Raw genomic sequence first — 16,345 nt, forward strand, 5'->3', positions numbered from 1 at the left:
GACTGTTACTAATCGGGTGAGGGCTTGACCAAGAAACGCAGGTTAAGAATTGATTCAAAAAAGATTAACGATCATCAACAGAACATGTATGTAGTTTTGAATATACAATCGTAAAAAGTGGCTTAAACAGCCACTTTTTTTGTGCTATAATAAAGAAATATTTTATCATCAATTTCCCTGTCAACTGAAAAAAGTTTCCCTATCTACAGCCCATAGTAAAACGAAAGGATTTATTTATGAAAACACTATACGTATCAGATCTCGACGGAACTCTTTTGCGAAAAAATGAAACTCTATCTTCATATACAATAAAAACAATCAATGCTTTAACTTCTTCAGGCATGTTATTTTCCTATGCAACAGCTCGTTCCTTAAATACGGCAAAAAAAGTAACAGAAGGCCTTAACACACACTTACCTCTTATTATATACAATGGGGCATTTGTGAAAGATAATATAACAGAGGAAATCCTTATTGCCAATTATTTTGAAGAGGATATATATGAGGTATTGAGGGATCTTTTTGCACACGAAATATATCCGATCATATATTCATATCAGGATAATGTTGAAAAGTTTTCTTATATAGCGGCAAAGGCAACAAGTGGAATGCAGGCATTTTTAAACAGCAGGAAAGGTGACAAACGTACGAATATTGTAACTACAGAGTCTGAATTGATGTATGGAGATCTTTTTTATATCACCTGCATTGATAAGCCGGAGAAGCTGGAACCATTTTATCATAAATATAAAAATAAATATCATGTTGTTTATCAGAAGGACATCTACACAGGAGAGCAGTGGCTGGAGATCATGCCGCAAAAAGCATCCAAAGCGCAGGCTGCTTTGCAGCTAAAACAAAAACTGGAATGTGACAGATTAGTTGTTTTTGGTGATGGAAAAAATGATATTGATATGTTTAAAATAGCGGATGAAGCCTATGCAGTGGAAAATGCAGTGAGTGAACTGAAAGCTGTGGCAACCGGGATTATCGGTTCCAATGAAAACGACGGAGTAGCGAAATATCTCCAGAAAATATCTATTTCCAAATCAACTGTTTTATGATATCATATAGCTTAACCTGCGGAAAATGGAGGTTATAAGACATGAATCATATTGAAGAAAAGATCATTCAGACTATAGATGAACACAGAGATGAGATCATAGCCTTTGCGAAGGATATCCAGAGCCATCCGGAGCCGGGATTTTATGAGGAGAGAACAGCCGCATATGTTGCGGCTTTTTTGCGTGGCCTGGGACTTCGTGTGCATGGAGGACTTGCACGCACAGGAGTCCGCGCTGAGTGGATGGAACAGGACGGACCGAACGTTACGATTATCGGAGAACTTGACGCCATCGGATGTAAGTCGCATCCGATGGCTGATCCCGTTAATGGGACAGCACATGCATGCGGACACCACGCACAGATTGCAGCCATGATCGGCGCAGCATTGGCACTGACCAATGAGGAGGTTCAAGCCTCTCTGTCTGGGTCCGTATCTTTTTTTGCCGTTCCGGCGGAAGAATACATTGATGCAGATAAACGTGCACGGCTTCGGAAAGAGGAAATCGGCTTCCCGGCATCCGGAAAAAGCGAGCTGATCCGGCTTGGAGAATTTGATCATTCAGACATTATTTTGACCACACATGTGCACATGATGCCGGTAGAAGAAGATTTTTACCTGGGAAATGCGGCATGCAACGGATTTTCCGCAGAACGAGTGACAGTAAGAGGAAAAGCCGCACATGCAGCCATTGATCCATGGGATGGTGTCAATGCATTAAGTATTACTTCCAGTGCCATCCAGATGATGGGACTGATGCGGGAAACCTTCCGGGAGGAAGACCATGTGCGTCTTCACAACGTGATCCGAAAAGCCGGGGATGTGATCAATGCAGTTCCGGACGAAGCGGTGATCGAAACAAAAGTCCGTGCAGCGTCTCTGGATGCGATCCGGGCAACACAGGAAAAAATGGATCGTGCCTATGACGGAGCTGCCTATGCATTCGGTGGTACGATCGAAAGAGAACCGCTTCAGGGATATATGCCGATCCTGCACAGAGGTGCGGATAAAGTGATGGAAGAATCTGTAAAGCTTCTGGACGCTACGTACCGGTGCTCAAAGCCGGCAGATTTTAACAACGCCTGTACCGACGTAGGAGACCTGACCCATCTGTTTCCAGTGCTGAATTTTACATTCGGAGGATTTGCGGGAAAACTTCACGGAGCAGATTTTAAGATCATGGATGAAGAACTGGCATATATCAAACCAGCCAAGCTTCTGGCACTGACTACGTATCGTCTTCTCTGTGATCAGGCAAAAGAAGCAAAAAAAATCTGTCGGGAATTTAAACCTGTATTTAATAAAGAAACTTATTGTCAGTATATACGAGATAATTTTCATGAAAATGAGTAGTTAACCTAATCAGGAGAATCCCCTGCGAGAGTACAATAAGCAATCTTATATCAGGAAAGTCCCATGCAGGGGGCGGATATCATAGCAAACAGAAGGAGAACGAAATGTCCGAAATTTCATTAGAACTGAAAAACATAAAAAAGAGCTTCCAGGAAGGTGAGGACGTCCTGGAAAGCATCTGTCTTACAGCAAAAAAAGGAGAATTTGTCACTCTGCTGGGGTCTTCCGGCTGTGGAAAAACCACCACACTGCGGATCATTGCAGGCCTGGAACAGCCAGATTCCGGCCAGGTTTTTCTGGATGGAAAGGATGTGACATCCCTGGAACCGAATCAGCGCAATGTGAACACAGTGTTCCAGAATTATGCACTTTTTCCCCATATGAATGTAGCAGATAACATTGGATATGGGCTGAAATTGAAAAAAACATCGAAAGCGGAGATCAGCAGAAGAGTCAAAAAAATGCTGGAGCTTGTTCAGCTTCCGGGCTTTGAGAGGCGTAAGCCGTCAGAGCTTTCCGGCGGTCAGCGCCAGCGTGTGGCCATAGCCAGAGCACTTGTGAACAATCCGGAGGTACTTCTTCTGGACGAACCCCTTGGTGCGCTGGATCTGCAGCTGAGGCGTGCCATGCAGCACGAGCTGAAGCGCCTGCAGAAGAAGCTGGGGATCACCTTTATCTATATCACTCACGATCAGGAAGAAGCCATCAACATGTCTGATACGATCGCTGTGATGAACCACGGACGCTTTGAGCAGATCGGGACGCCGGATGAGATCTATAATCATCCGAAGACCAGCTATGTGGCAACCTTTGTTGGAAATGCCAATATCCTGACCGGTATTGTGGAAAGCATTGCGGAAGAGGAGATTGACGGTACTTCCGCTCAGATCACCGTAAGAACTGATGCCGGAAAAGTAGAAGTATCAATGGACACCGCAGTCAGATCTGACAGAGGATTTTTTCCGCAAAAAGGAGAAAAGGTTACCATCGCAGTAAGAAGCGAAAATATCCGGTTTGAAGAAAATAAAAAAAATGCACAACAAAGCACGCCGAATTGCACGTCAGAAAACACACAAAAGAGTGTACATGAACCCGCAGAAAAAAACACAGAGGACAGTTGCGATGGCTTAACCGCCGAAGTCATTGAAAAAACCTTCGCCGGCGGCCAGCTCCGTGTTGTTTTGAAAACTTCGGAAGGTCAGGAAATCGTGGCAAGCCGTTACGGCATTGATACAAATGTCAGTGTAGGAGAAAAGGTGCGCTGCTGTTTTCTTCCTACAGATGCAGTGCTGGTAGATCGGGAAGAAAGATCAGAAGAAGTATTGCCGGATCAGTCAGGTCCCTGTGCAGGAGGTACCCATGCGTAAGCACAGAGCAGGCTCCGTATGGATGATCCTGCCGCTGTACCTTTTTACACTGATCTTCGTCGCACTGCCTCTTCTGTATGTAGTTGCACTGAGCTTTTCCACAGCAGACGGCGGCTACGGCGTGAACTGGAAATTTACTCTGGATAATTACAAGCAGATCCTGGAGCCTGTATACCTGCAGACCTTTACGGGATCCTTCCGCCTTGCGCTCACCAGCACTTTGATCATCTGTCTGGTGGGCTACCCCTTCGGATACTTTATGGCAAAGCTTTCCGGGGGCAAAAAGAAGCTGGCCATGCTTTTCCTGATGCTGCCTTTCTGGGTGAATTCCCTGATCCGTCTTTATGGCTGGATCATCATTCTCCAGAAAAAGGGCCTTCTGAATTATCTGCTGATGAAGCTTGGCATCATCCAGGAGCCCTTAAAAATCCTGTACAGTTATCCTGCAATCGTGATCGGTATGATCTATGTATTGCTGCCGTTTATGGCACTGTCCGTATATTCCAGTGCGGAAAAGCTGGACTGGTCCCTTGTGGAAGCTGCCAGAGATCTCGGAGCCAGCAGATGGAAGGCCTTCTGGAGCATCACCTTTAAGCTGACTTTGCCGGGACTTCTTTCCGGAGTGATACTTACCTTTATTCCGTCTATGGGTCTGTTTTTTATTGCGGATATCCTGGGCGGAAACAAGATCGTACTTGTGGGAAGTCTGATCCAGGAGCAGATGACAAGAGGCAATAACTGGCCCTTTGCCGCAGCACTGGCTGTGGTACTGATGATACTGACAACTCTGATGATCATATTATATCGGAAGCTTACCAATGTGAAGGAACTGGAGGGAATCGGATGAAAAAGAACTCAAAGCTTTCAGGACTGTACCTGGGAATCCTGTTTTTCCTTATGTATCTGCCCATTGGTGTGGTAGTGGTATTTTCGTTTAATGAAGCAAGACTTCCGGTGCGCTTTACCGGTTTTTCCCTGAAATGGTATCAGGAACTGTTTCAGGACAGGGATCTGATCCAGGCATTGAAAAACAGTCTGATCCTGGCGGTGTCCAGCTGTGGGGTATCTGCAGTGATCGGAACACTGGGAGCTGTAGGACTTTCCAGGATCCACTGGAAAACAAAAGGGGTGATGGAGTATATTTCCATTCTGCCTCTGATGATCCCGGAGATCATTCTGGGAATGGTACTGATGGCATTTTTCTATATGCTGAACCTGCCATTTGGAATGCTGACACTTCTGATCGGACACACGGTTTTCTGCGTGCCCTATATTTTGATGGAGGTAAAAGCAAGGCTTGTGGGAATGGATCCGTCCCTGGAAGAGGCAGCCAGAGATCTTGGTGCCGGTTCCTTTCGGGCCTTCTGGGACATTACCCTGCCGCTGATCATGCCGGCTGTTATATCCGGCTCTCTGCTGGCCTTTGCCATGTCCATGGACGATGTGGTGATCAGCATTTTTGTAACCGGGCCACGTGTATCCACGCTGCCGATAAAAGTTTACACACAGATGAAAACAGGCGTTACGCCGGAGATCAATGCACTTTGTACCATAATGCTGGGAGTGATCCTTCTGGTACTGGCAGTATATCTGATCGCAGGAAAACGCGGGAAGGGGAATATAAAAGATGAGCAATAAACTGATCGAGTTAAAAAATCTCACAAAAAACTTTGATGACCAGCAGGTGCTCCGGGGCATTAATCTGGACATTCACGAAAACGAATTCCTTACGCTTCTGGGACCCAGCGGCTGTGGAAAGACAACAACTTTAAGGATCATTGCCGGCTTTGAGGAGCCAAGCGGCGGAGAGGTACTGTTTAACGGAATTGAGATCTCCAAGCTGCCTCCATATAAAAGAGAGATCAACACGGTATTCCAGAAATATGCATTGTTTCCGCATCTCAATGTTATGGACAATATCGGTTTCGGCCTGAATCTGAAAAAGGTAGATAAATCTGTTATTGAGCAGAAGGTAAAAAGAATGCTGAAAATGGTAGGGCTGGAAGGCTTCGAAAAAAGAGATGTTACACTTCTTTCCGGTGGACAGCAGCAGCGAGTTGCCATTGCCAGAGCTCTTGTCAATGAGCCGAAGGTTCTTCTGCTGGATGAGCCACTCGGCGCACTGGATGCCAAGATCCGTAAGCAGATGCAGATCGAGCTGAAAAAGATTCAGAGAGAGGTAGGGATCACCTTTATCTATGTTACCCATGACCAGGAGGAGGCACTTTCCATGTCTGATACGGTAGTAGTCATGAACAACGGTGAGATCCAGCAGATCGGCAGCCCGACAGATATCTATAATGAGCCGGAGAACCGTTTTGTTGCCGGCTTTATCGGAGAGTCCAATATTATAGAAGGAACAATGATCAGGGATTTCCTTGTGGAGTTTGATGGTTTCCGTTTTGAATGTGTAGACAAGGGATTTGAGGACAACGAAGCCATTGAGGTTGTTCTTCGCCCGGAGGATCTGGATATTGTGGAACCGGATCAGGCCAAGATCAGAGGAACTGTACGGAACATTACGTTCAAGGGCGTGCATTATGAGATCCTGGTTGAGACGGAGCTTCGCACATACATGGTGCACACTACCGATTATGCAGAAGTGGGACGTGAAGTGGGACTGAAGTTTGGTCCTGAGGATATCCATGTTATGTGCAGAATGGGAGGATACTAATGAAACAGTTTAAGCATCTGATCAAGCCGTATATCATCTGGGCTTCGATCCTGATCGTGGTACCATTGATCCTGATCGTGCTTTATGCATTTACCTCAGATGGAAATGAAGTTCTGACCCTGCATTTTACATGGGCGAATTTTGCAAAATTTCTGGAAGCTACATATTTAAGTGTTATCCTGAAATCCTTCCGCCTAGGTATCCTGACCACACTGATCTGCCTGGTCTGCGGGTATCCGCTGGCGTACATTATCTCCAAATATTCCGAAAAGGTGCAGAGCTTTCTGATCCTTATGGTCACCATTCCCATGTGGATCAACATGCTTCTCCGTACCTATGCATGGATGAACATTCTTTCTGACAATGGTCTGGTGAACAACCTTCTGAAAATGCTGGGAATCTCACCGATCACCATGATGTATACAGATTTTTCCGTTATCGTGGGCCTTGTCTGTAACTTTATGCCGTTTATGATCATTCCAATCCATACATCCTTAAGTAAAATGGACAAGTCACTGATCGAAGCGGCCAACGACCTTGGTGCCAATCCCTTCCAGACCTTCTGGAAGATCACCTGGAAGCTTTCCATGCCGGGTGTGGTCAATGGTATCATGATGGTGTTCCTTCTGTCCATATCAACCTTCGTTATTCCAAAGCTTCTCGGCGGCGGCCAGTACATGCTGATCGGTAATCTCATCGAGTCACAGTTTATTTCTGTAGGCGACTGGAACTTCGGAAGTGCCATCTCTCTGATACTGGCAGTGATCATCCTGATCTTTATGAGCCTGATGAAGAAGATGGATACCCAGGACGATTAAAGGAGGCAGGAGATGAAAAGAAAAAATACCATATTTTCAAAATTATACGTAGTGCTGTGTCTGGCATTTTTTTACCTTCCGATCCTTGTGACTATGATCTTTTCCTTTAACTCATCCAAGTCCCTGACCAGATTTACAGGATTTTCCCTGCGCTGGTACGGAGAGCTGATAAACAACATGGAGATCAGTAAGGCAGTTTATGTTTCGGTCACAGTGGCAATTCTGGCAACTGTTATTTCCACAGTGCTGGGAACCATCACAGCCATCGGACTTTCAAAATCCAGAAAGGTGCTGAAGGAGATGGTCCTTACCATCAATAACTTTCCAATTTTGAATCCGGAGATCGTAACCGCGATTGGTCTGATGCTGCTGTTTTCTTCTCTGGGAATGACGAAAGGCTATCTGACCATGCTGCTGGCACATATCGCATTCTGTACGCCCTATGTGATCACCAGTGTATATCCGAAGGTACGAAGCCTGGATCCGAACCTTGCCAATGCAGCCATGGATCTTGGTGCAACGCCATATCAGGCACTTACCAAGGTTATCGTGCCCATGATCAAAGAAGGGATTTTTGCGGGAGCGCTCCTGGCCTTTACCATGTCCTTTGACGATTTCGTAATTTCCTACTTTGTTTCCGGAAACGGAGTAAAAAATATATCCATTGTTGTATATAATATGACAAAGCGCATCAATCCCACCATCAACGCCCTTTCTACTATTGTGATCGTGGTCATTGTGCTGGTGCTTCTTTTTGCAAATCTGATCATGCCGAAGCTTCAGGCCTCCACCGTGAAAAAAATGGATCCGAAAAAAAGAAGGATCGTTGCGGTTGTCACAGCTGCTGCGGTTGTCCTGGTATTGGGAAAGTGGACGATCGTAAGTCAGGGAAGCCATGTGCTTCGTGTATATAATGCCGGAGAATATATGGACCTGAGTCTTCTGGACAAATTTGAGAAGCAGTATAACTGTACTGTTGTATATGAAACCTTCGAGTCCAATGAGATGATGTACACCAAGCTGGCCAGTGGTGAAACCTACGATGTTCTGGTTCCGTCAGATTATATGATCGAAAGACTGATCAAGGAGGAATATCTTCAGGCCCTTGACTGGAAAAAGATCCCAAACAGCAAAAATCTTCTTCCCGAGGTTCAGAATAAGGACTATGATCCGGGAAATCGTTATTCCTGTCCGTATTTCTGGGGAACTGTAGGAATCCTTTATAATAAGAATGTAGTCTCTCAGGAGGATCTTGACAAAGAAGGCTGGAATATTCTCTGCGATGAAAAATATAAGGGAGATCTTTATATGTATGATTCCGAAAGGGATTCCTTTATGATCGCCCTGAAAGCGCTGGGGTATTCCATGAACACAAAGAATCCTGATGAAATCCAACAGGCTTATGAGTGGCTGATCCGGCAGAGAGATACCATGGATCCGATCTATGCAGGTGATGATGTGATCGACAACATGATCTCAGGAAACAAGGCAATGGCGGTTGTTTATTCCGGAGATGCTTCCTATATCATCAGCGAAAATCCGGAGCTTGGCTATTACACTCCGCAGCAGGGAACCAATACCTGGTATGATGCCATGGTCATCACCAAGGACTGCAATGAAGTAGATCTGGCTCATGAGTTCATCAATTTTATGCTGGATGATGAAAATGCTCTTTCCAATACCGAAGAAGTAGGATATACTTCTACTGTAAAGAGTGCATTCGAGGAGATGAAGAACGGAACTTATGAGGGAATTTCTTCCTATATTCCACAGATCGACAATCCAAAGAATGAGATCTTCGGATACCAGAAGCCAAAGACCAAGCAGAAATTTGCAGAGCTTTGGACAAAGGTAAAAGCAAAATAACAAGACGTCAGAGAGAGACATGAAGGAGGTTCTATGAAATCAAAAAAAGCAGCAGCGATCATGTTATGTGCGGTACTTGGAACATCTATGATAACAGGTGTCAGTGCAAAGGATAAGGATGAACTGGTACTTTATACATGGGACGGAATGTTTCCGCAGGAAGTGCTGGATGATTTTGAAAAAGAAACAGGGACCAAGGTGGTATATTCCAACTTTGATACCGATGAGACCATGCTTGAGAAGCTTTCCCAGGCAAAGGGCGGCGATTACGATGTGGTAATTGCAGATGATTACATTATCGACAGCGCGGTAAAAGAAGGACTTGTCCAGAAGATCGACAAGGATACCGTTTCCAATTTTAAGAACATCAACCCCCTTTATCAGGGACAGTTTTATGATCCGGATGACGAATATACAGTACCTTACGGAGCAGGAATCCCACTGATCGTTTATGATCCGGAGCAGGTAGATATCGACATTAAAGGATACAAGGATCTCTGGGATAAGTCTCTGGAGGACAGCATTGCCATCGTAGGTAATTACCGCGTGATCTGTGGCATCACACAGCTTTCCATGGGGGAGAGCATGAACGAAGAAGATGTAGCCGTGATCGACAAGACCGGTGAGAAGCTGAAAGAGCTGGCACCGAACATTCGTATGATCCAGGATGACAATACACAGAATGCCCTTCTCAACGGAGAGGCAAGCGTGGCATTTCTTTATACATCACAGGTAACACAGGCACTGAAGGATAATCCGGATCTTAAGGTGGTTTATCCGGAGGAAGGTCTTGGATTTGGTATTATGGGAATGTTTGTGCCAAGTGAAGCACCGAATGCGAAGGCTGCCAATGAATTTATCAATTATATCCTGGAGCCGGAAGTATCTGCACAGTGCATCAACTATATCGGATACTACAATACAAACAAGGCAGCAGATGATCTGGTAGACGAGAGCCTGGTTGTTCCGGACAGTGTGACAAAGGGTGAGATCGTACAGAATGTAAGCCAGGAAGCAGAGCAGGAATACAATAAGATCTGGACAGAGTTTAAAGCTGCCTGCGATTGAGCAGACGGACCAGTAAGGGGGTTTTTCAGTTGGAGATATACAAAGGTACATCCGCTTTTTCCGGAATAGCCATTGGAAAAATACTGTATTACCACAGAGGCGAATATCAGATCCGTCAGTCCATGGTAGACAATGTAAAAAAGGAACTGGATCGTCTGGATAATGCAAGAACAGCGGTAAAGAACCAGATCCAGCACATGTATAAAAACGGAGCACCCCTCCCAAAAGAGCAGGAGCTGACCTTGAAACGGCAGCTGAAGCTCTTAAGTGGCGGCAGCTTCCAGCGGGCCGTGGAAAGCATGATCACGACAGAAAAGGTCAGTGCAGCTTACGCAGTCCAGACAACCAGGGATGAGCTTGCCAATGTGTTCCGCAAGCTGGAGGACGAGGCTGTCAAAGAACAGATCGAAAATATCAGGGAGATCTCCGAGCTGCTGATCGGCGCCATGGGTGGCTCCCATGCACGGATCAATCTGGGAGATGAGCCGGTGATCCTTGCAGCAGAGCAGCTTTCCCCCAATGAACTTCTGGAGATGAACAAAGCCAGTCTTCTGGCGGTAGTCATGCATCAGGGGTCTGTAATTTCCCATGTATCGATCATGGCAAAATCCATGGAAGTCCCCACCCTGGTCGAGGTGGAGATAGAGAAAGAATGGGATGGCCATATGGCTATTGTAGATGGGTATACAGGGACACTGTATATCGATCCGGAGCCGGAGCTTCTTAAGGAATATGAGATCCGTCATGCAGCAGATAAGGAAGAACGGGAAGAACTTTTGAGACTTCGGAACCAGAAGGATATCACAGCCGATGGCAAGGAGATCAAGCTTCTGGCAAACATCGGAAATCTGGACGATCTGAATACGGTTCTTTATTACGGAGCGGCAGGTATCGGCCTTCTCCGAAGTGAATTCCAGTATCTCGGAAGAGAGAATTATCCAAGAGAGAATGAGCTGTTCCGTGCCTATAAAAAAATAGCCGAGGGTATGGCAGACCGTCCGGCAGTGATCCGCACCGTGGACCTGGGGGCAGACCGTCAGGCAGAATATATGGCAATTCCTGATGAGGTCAATCCTATGATGGGAAACCGTGGCATCCGCCTCTGCCTTGATCGCAAAAAAATGTTCAAAGCGCAGCTTCGGGCTATTTATCGTGCAAGTGCCTATGGAAATATCAACCTGATGTATCCGATGATCACGTCCGAGGATGAGCTGGATGAGATCGAGAAGCTGATCCGGGAGGTAAAAAAGGGTCTGGATGAGAAGAACATTCCTTACAAAAACATCCGTACCGGAATTATGATCGAGACACCGGCAGCGGTCATGATCAGTGAAGAACTTGGAAAACGTGTGGATTTTCTGAGCCTCGGAACCAATGACCTGACCCAGTATACTCTGGCCATGGACAGGCAGAATCTTCTTTTGAAGGATAAATACAACGATCATCATCCGGCGCTTGTAAAGATGATCCGCATGGTAACAGAGGCAGGACATAAGTCAGGATGTGAAGTTTACATATGCGGAGAGCTGGCAGCAGATTCCAATCTTACCGAAGCTTTTATCCAGATGGGAGTGGACGGCCTTTCCGTTGTTCCCGCCTGTGTACTTCCTGTGCGAAAAGCGATCCGCAGCTCCTACGCGGATAAGGCAAACCGGCCGGCGGAAGCAGTAAAAGAGAAATAATATCCGAAAAAACAAAAATCCTGAGAATTTCTATGTTGATATCTGTTGATATCTCACATAGGATCCTCAGGATTTTTTTGACGGAATCTTCCACTCACGGCTTATTGCTGTTCTCAATTGAAGCAGTGCGTGGAAAAATATCTGTTCCGGTCAAAGTTATCGAAGTCCAAGTACCTGCGCGGTTTCCGAAATAAACTCCGGTGTGGTACCACAGCATCCGCCGATCACGGAAGCACCGTTGTCCACAAGCACCTTCATATAACCTGCGAAATCCGCAGGGGTCATGCTGTAAACTGCATTTCCAAGATCATCGATCTGGGGCATTCCCGCATTGGGTTTGGCGATGACCGGAATGGAAACGTTCTCTTTGATATTGCGGATAACCGATACCAGCTGATCCGGGCCAACCGAGCAGTTGATGCCGACAGCGTCTGCACCTGCAGCTTCCAGAGACATGGCAGCCTCTATGGCATTTCCGCCGCTGAAGATACTTCCGTCTGCTTCTACAGTCACGGTACAGATGATAGGAAGCTCGCAGACACTCTGGCAGGCGTCTACAGCAGCCAGTGTCTCCTCGATGTTGATCATGGTTTCCGCTACGATCAGGTCCACACCTGCGTCACGGAGATAGCCGATCTGTTCCTGATAGACTTCGAAGGCTTTTTCGTAAGTCATGTCACCGGCCGGTGCCATCATCTTGCCGGTGGTGGTGATATCACCTGCTACTAAAACACCCTCCGGTGCGATCTCCTTTGAATAGCCGGCCAGGGTATGATTGATCTGTTCGATCTGATCCTCCAGCCCGTGCATAGTGAGGTTAATACGGTTTCCGCCGAAGGTAGGCGCATAGATGATATGGCTTCCTGCCTCGATGTATGCCTTCTGCAGAGACTGGATCACATCCTTGTGCTCAAGCACCCAGCTCTCTGTGCAGACACCACGTGGCATGCCGGCCTTCATCAGGTTGGAGCCGGTAGCACCATCCAGCAGCAGGACATGATCTTCGGTCAGTTTCTGAAATTCCTGTTTTGTCATATGTTTATATCCTCCTTATGGCAGCCAATCACGGTTGGCAAAAAATAGGGCTCCTCCTGTAACCGCTGCACTCATTGCCGTGGATTTATTTTAACACAGGGAATAAAAATAATCTATCCTGTTTCTGAGCAGGAAAATAAAAATTAGGCAAATTGTACATATTTAGCGGCTTTTCTGTCGAATAAAGAACTTGCGTATTAGGAAATTGGATTGTATAATAATCTGTAGACATGCCCAAGGGGCGAGACTGTCATCAGATAGAACATAAAGGTAAAGGTGAAAAGGAATTATGATTAAAGTTAAACTGAGCAACTGGAAGTCTGATCACCAGATGGATGAGGCTTATAAAGCTCTGCGAACAAATATCCAGTTCTGCGGAGCAGATAAGAAAGTGATCGCACTTACCAGCTGTACTCCTAATGAGGGAAAGAGCAGTGTGGCATTTAATCTTGCTGCCTCTCTTGCTGAGAGCGGCAAATCTGTGCTTCTGATCGATGCCGATCTGCGTAAATCCGTTTTGATGGGACGTGTGACGGTAGACCAGGAGGTTATGGGACTTGCCCATTATCTTTCCAAGCAGGCCAAGCTTTCCGACGTGATCTGTGCCACTACACTTCCGAAGTTCCATATTATCTTCTCCGGTATCGTACCTCCGAACCCGGCAGAGCTTCTCGGAAACAGACTTTTCAAGGATATGATCCGTGTGGTAAGAGATGTTTATGATTACGTTATTGTAGATACACCGCCGCTTGGACTGATCATCGACAGTGCTATCATAGCAGATTCCTGTGACGGATCTGTAATCGTCGTTGAATCCGGTACCATCAGCTATCGTTTTGTACAGGAAGTAAGAGATCAGCTTGCCAAGAGCAACTGCCCGATCCTGGGAACCATCCTGAACAAGGTGGACTACAGCAAGGCCGGCAATTACGGTCACTATGGCAAGTATGGTAAATACGGCAAGTACGGCAAGTATGGTTCCTACGGAGATTATGGTGAGAGCAGCAGTAAATAAAAAGACATTGACAACAGAAATGAGTGGGTTATTTTAATGAAGGGACTTTATGATATTCATTGTCATATCCTCCCCGGGGTGGATGACGGTGCAAGAAACATGGAAGAATCACTCTGGATGCTCAATAAGGAGTATCAGGAGGGCGTACGTCATGTGATCCTGACACCACATTTCCGGTATGATATGTTTGAGCCGCATATGAACATTGTGACAAGACAGTTCATGCAGCTGCGCAGAGCAGCCATGAATATTGGTGATGAAGGCATGAGGCTTTATCTGGGCTGTGAACTCCATTCCAGCATGGATATGGTGGAATGCCTTAAGAAGGGGCGGCGGCTTACCCTTGCAGGTTCCAGATATGTGCTTGTGGAATTCAGCAACGGAGATGAGAAAAATTATATTGAAGAACGGGTCAGAAGTCTTCTGATGAATGGTTTTATCCCGATCATCGCTCATGTGGAACGTTATAAGGCCACCCGGAACGATATCGGATTCCTGACAGAGCTGAAGGATATGGGAGCACATATCCAGGTCAACGCAGATACCATCAGCGGTCAGGACGGATTCGGGGCGAAAACCTTCGCACGGAAAGTCATGAAGCATGGGCTTCTGGATTTTGTCGGTTCCGACGGACACCGTAAGACGGAGCGTATCCCGGAGATCGGCAAATGTGTCGCCAAAATGGAAAAAACAATGGGGAGCGAATATGTAAAGAAGATCTTTATCAAAAATCCCCGGAAAATCACAGGGTAATGGAGAAAAGAAATGGAAAATCAGACTGTTAACAACAACGACGAAGTAGAGATCGATCTTGGTGAGGTATTTCACCTGTTACTGAGCAAGCTGGGTGTTATCATTTTATCAGGTATTGTTTTCTGCCTGGCAGCTGTTATGGGAACCATGCTTCTGATCACACCGAAGTATGAATCCACAACCAAGATCGTGGTACTGTCCAAGCAGGACAGCAGCACACTGACCAATCAGGATATCCAGACGAGTACATCACTGACAAAGGACTATGCGGAGCTGATCAAGAGCCGTACAGTTACCGAGGGTGTGATCGCACAGCTGAACCTGGATATGACACATGAGAAGCTCCTTAAGAAGCTTTCCGTAGATACACCAACCGATACACGAGTAGTATCCATCACAGTTACAGATACCGATCCTTATACAGCGGCAGAGATCGCAAACGCAGTAAGAGATATTGCTTCCAAGCATATCCAGCAGGTTATGGATATCAAGGCAGTAAATGTGGTAGAGACAGCAAACATTCCGGATGAGCCGTCAAGCCCAAGCGTACCGAAAAACGGTGTGATCGGCGGACTTCTGGGTATCCTTCTGGCAGCAGCCGTTGTGATCATCGTATATCTGACAAACGATACCGTAAAGACACCGGAAGACGTAGAGAAATATCTTGGATTAAGTGTACTTGGTACGATTCCGTACTCTTCCAAAATGGGCAAGAAATCCAAAAAGAAAAAGAAACGTCACGCATAAAAATAACAACAACGGATCAAAGTGTTGGGAAAGGCCGGGAGCAGCAAAAATATGAAGAAATTTTTTGTGCTTTTATTAGTGGTCATCTGCCTTGGTATGGGAGCCGGTGTAGTATACATGAAGAGCTCTGAGGATAATGAAGGACCGAAGATCACATTTGAAGAGGGAAAAGATACAAATTATACATCCGATATGACAGAAGAAGATCTTCTGAAGGGTGTAAAGGCACAGGATGACAGGGACGGAGATGTTACAGATTCTCTTACCGTAGAAACCATATATCCGAAGAACGACGGAAAACAGGTTTCCGTTATCTTTGTTGCAAAAGACAAAAACAACAATGTAACAAAAAAAGAATTTACCATGGAGGCTCAGGACGGCAGCGCCGAAAATCCGCAGCTGGGACTGATCGATAATGATGGACTCCCAGAGGACGGAGATTCCGCAGACACCACAGAGCCGGCAGAAGAGACAGATATGCAGGATGGGACAGAAGCAGACAGCACAGATGCTGAAAGTGGAGAATCCACAGAAGGAGAACTGACCCCGGAGGAACAGGCGCAGAAGACACAGGAAGACAAGATCGAGCAGCTCTCTCCGCAGGATCCAAAGATGTATCTGACTACCTATTACGTAGAGGTACCGGTAGGAACTACGTTGGATAAATTAAGCTACGTAAAGGATATCCAGGATGATACAGACTCAACCAGTGATCTTTTCAAAAAAATCCAGATCACCGGTGATGTAAATACAGCCGCACCGGGAACTTACGAGCTTACATATTATGTAGTCGACAACAGTGGAAACAGCTCCAACGGAGCCGTACTGACTGTTGTTGTAAAATAGTGCATGATACCCATCCTTGGTCTTCAAAATACCGGGGGGGGGGGGGAAAAAAAAAAAA

The 16,345-nt window shown here is 46.0% G+C and carries 15 protein-coding genes; 14 read left to right on the forward strand and 1 reads right to left on the reverse strand.

Translation table 11 applies throughout. The features are described from left to right. Positions 1 to 236: 236 nt before the first annotated feature. The 10 genes from DWW77_RS05125 (at position 237) to ptsP (ending at position 11,891) form a co-directional block, all read left to right on the forward strand. Complete coding sequence (locus DWW77_RS05125) at positions 237 to 1,064, forward strand: HAD family hydrolase (protein ID WP_118608186.1); 828 nt, start codon at positions 237 to 239, stop codon at positions 1,062 to 1,064. 41 nt (positions 1,065 to 1,105) lie between these two features. Then, positions 1,106 to 2,416: a peptidase dimerization domain-containing protein gene (locus DWW77_RS05130; protein WP_118608187.1), complete on the forward strand. Its 1,311-nt coding sequence runs from the start codon at positions 1,106 to 1,108 to the stop codon at positions 2,414 to 2,416. A 104-nt stretch (positions 2,417 to 2,520) separates the two neighbouring features. Next, complete coding sequence (locus DWW77_RS05135; protein ID WP_118608188.1) at positions 2,521 to 3,783, forward strand: ABC transporter ATP-binding protein; 1,263 nt, start codon at positions 2,521 to 2,523, stop codon at positions 3,781 to 3,783. After that, positions 3,776 to 4,630 (forward strand): ABC transporter permease, encoded by an 855-nt coding sequence (locus DWW77_RS05140; protein ID WP_118608189.1) that lies wholly within the window; start codon positions 3,776 to 3,778, stop codon positions 4,628 to 4,630. Before DWW77_RS05135 ends, DWW77_RS05140 begins: the two co-directional genes overlap by 8 nt. Then, positions 4,627 to 5,421 carry an ABC transporter permease gene (locus tag DWW77_RS05145; RefSeq protein WP_022426292.1) on the forward strand — a complete coding sequence of 265 codons (795 nt, stop codon included), beginning with the start codon at positions 4,627 to 4,629 and terminating at the stop codon, positions 5,419 to 5,421. The genes DWW77_RS05140 and DWW77_RS05145 overlap by 4 nt, the downstream gene beginning before the upstream one ends. Next, the gene (gene potA / locus DWW77_RS05150; protein ID WP_015525681.1) at positions 5,411 to 6,457 is read left to right on the forward strand and encodes a spermidine/putrescine ABC transporter ATP-binding protein; all 1,047 of its coding nucleotides are present in this window, start codon (positions 5,411 to 5,413) and stop codon (positions 6,455 to 6,457) included. Before DWW77_RS05145 ends, potA begins: the two co-directional genes overlap by 11 nt. After that, positions 6,457 to 7,275 carry an ABC transporter permease gene (locus tag DWW77_RS05155; protein ID WP_118514972.1) on the forward strand — a complete coding sequence of 273 codons (819 nt, stop codon included), beginning with the start codon at positions 6,457 to 6,459 and terminating at the stop codon, positions 7,273 to 7,275. Before potA ends, DWW77_RS05155 begins: the two co-directional genes overlap by 1 nt. Before the next feature lie 12 nt (positions 7,276 to 7,287). Then, positions 7,288 to 9,141 (forward strand): extracellular solute-binding protein, encoded by a 1,854-nt coding sequence (locus DWW77_RS05160; protein WP_118608190.1) that lies wholly within the window; start codon positions 7,288 to 7,290, stop codon positions 9,139 to 9,141. A gap of 33 nt (positions 9,142 to 9,174) precedes the next feature. After that, a complete protein-coding gene (locus DWW77_RS05165; RefSeq protein ID WP_118608191.1) occupies positions 9,175 to 10,209 on the forward strand; it encodes a polyamine ABC transporter substrate-binding protein in 1,035 nt (344 codons plus the stop codon). Between the two features lie 29 nt (positions 10,210 to 10,238). Then, positions 10,239 to 11,891: a phosphoenolpyruvate--protein phosphotransferase gene (gene ptsP, locus DWW77_RS05170; protein ID WP_118608192.1), complete on the forward strand. Its 1,653-nt coding sequence runs from the start codon at positions 10,239 to 10,241 to the stop codon at positions 11,889 to 11,891. Positions 11,892 to 12,047: 156 nt separating this feature from the next. On the opposite strand, the gene DWW77_RS05175 is transcribed toward ptsP, so the two are convergent. After that, positions 12,048 to 12,926 (reverse strand): homocysteine S-methyltransferase family protein, encoded by an 879-nt coding sequence (locus tag DWW77_RS05175; RefSeq protein WP_118608193.1) that lies wholly within the window; start codon positions 12,924 to 12,926, stop codon positions 12,048 to 12,050. 289 nt (positions 12,927 to 13,215) lie between these two features. Here DWW77_RS05175 and DWW77_RS05180 point away from each other — a divergent pair, with 289 nt between their 5' ends. The 4 genes from DWW77_RS05180 to DWW77_RS05195 are packed head-to-tail and all read left to right on the forward strand — an operon-like array spanning position 13,216 to position 16,287. After that, complete coding sequence (locus tag DWW77_RS05180) at positions 13,216 to 13,941, forward strand: polysaccharide biosynthesis tyrosine autokinase (RefSeq protein ID WP_015525686.1); 726 nt, start codon at positions 13,216 to 13,218, stop codon at positions 13,939 to 13,941. 36 nt (positions 13,942 to 13,977) lie between these two features. Further along, positions 13,978 to 14,694, forward strand: coding sequence for a CpsB/CapC family capsule biosynthesis tyrosine phosphatase (locus DWW77_RS05185; RefSeq protein ID WP_015525687.1), 717 nt, complete (start codon positions 13,978 to 13,980; stop codon positions 14,692 to 14,694). 12 nt (positions 14,695 to 14,706) lie between these two features. Then, on the forward strand, positions 14,707 to 15,441 hold the full coding sequence (locus DWW77_RS05190; RefSeq protein ID WP_118608194.1) for a YveK family protein: 735 nt from the start codon (positions 14,707 to 14,709) through the stop codon (positions 15,439 to 15,441). A gap of 51 nt (positions 15,442 to 15,492) precedes the next feature. Then, positions 15,493 to 16,287, forward strand: coding sequence for an immunoglobulin-like domain-containing protein (locus tag DWW77_RS05195; RefSeq protein ID WP_118608195.1), 795 nt, complete (start codon positions 15,493 to 15,495; stop codon positions 16,285 to 16,287). Positions 16,288 to 16,345: the final 58 nt, after the last annotated feature.

The sequence above is a fragment of the Ruminococcus sp. AF17-12 genome, from assembly GCF_003479245.1.
Lineage (GTDB): Bacteria > Bacillota > Clostridia > Lachnospirales > Lachnospiraceae > Blautia_A > Blautia_A fusiformis.

Excerpts from the sequence above, each read along its gene's own strand:
- DWW77_RS05190 (WP_118608194.1), top strand. The coding sequence starts at position 14,707 with ATGGAAAATCAGACTGTTAACAACAACGACGAAGTAGAGATCGATCTT.
- DWW77_RS05175 (WP_118608193.1), bottom strand. The coding sequence starts at position 12,926 with ATGACAAAACAGGAATTTCAGAAACTGACCGAAGATCATGTCCTGCTG.
- DWW77_RS05130 (WP_118608187.1), top strand. The coding sequence starts at position 1,106 with ATGAATCATATTGAAGAAAAGATCATTCAGACTATAGATGAACACAGA.
- DWW77_RS05125 (WP_118608186.1), top strand. The coding sequence starts at position 237 with ATGAAAACACTATACGTATCAGATCTCGACGGAACTCTTTTGCGAAAA.
- DWW77_RS05155 (WP_118514972.1), top strand. The coding sequence starts at position 6,457 with ATGAAACAGTTTAAGCATCTGATCAAGCCGTATATCATCTGGGCTTCG.
- DWW77_RS05140 (WP_118608189.1), top strand. The coding sequence starts at position 3,776 with ATGCGTAAGCACAGAGCAGGCTCCGTATGGATGATCCTGCCGCTGTAC.
- DWW77_RS05180 (WP_015525686.1), top strand. The coding sequence starts at position 13,216 with ATGATTAAAGTTAAACTGAGCAACTGGAAGTCTGATCACCAGATGGAT.
- DWW77_RS05185 (WP_015525687.1), top strand. The coding sequence starts at position 13,978 with ATGAAGGGACTTTATGATATTCATTGTCATATCCTCCCCGGGGTGGAT.
- DWW77_RS05160 (WP_118608190.1), top strand. The coding sequence starts at position 7,288 with ATGAAAAGAAAAAATACCATATTTTCAAAATTATACGTAGTGCTGTGT.
- DWW77_RS05145 (WP_022426292.1), top strand. The coding sequence starts at position 4,627 with ATGAAAAAGAACTCAAAGCTTTCAGGACTGTACCTGGGAATCCTGTTT.
- DWW77_RS05165 (WP_118608191.1), top strand. The coding sequence starts at position 9,175 with ATGAAATCAAAAAAAGCAGCAGCGATCATGTTATGTGCGGTACTTGGA.
- DWW77_RS05135 (WP_118608188.1), top strand. The coding sequence starts at position 2,521 with ATGTCCGAAATTTCATTAGAACTGAAAAACATAAAAAAGAGCTTCCAG.
- potA (WP_015525681.1), top strand. The coding sequence starts at position 5,411 with ATGAGCAATAAACTGATCGAGTTAAAAAATCTCACAAAAAACTTTGAT.
- DWW77_RS05195 (WP_118608195.1), top strand. The coding sequence starts at position 15,493 with ATGAAGAAATTTTTTGTGCTTTTATTAGTGGTCATCTGCCTTGGTATG.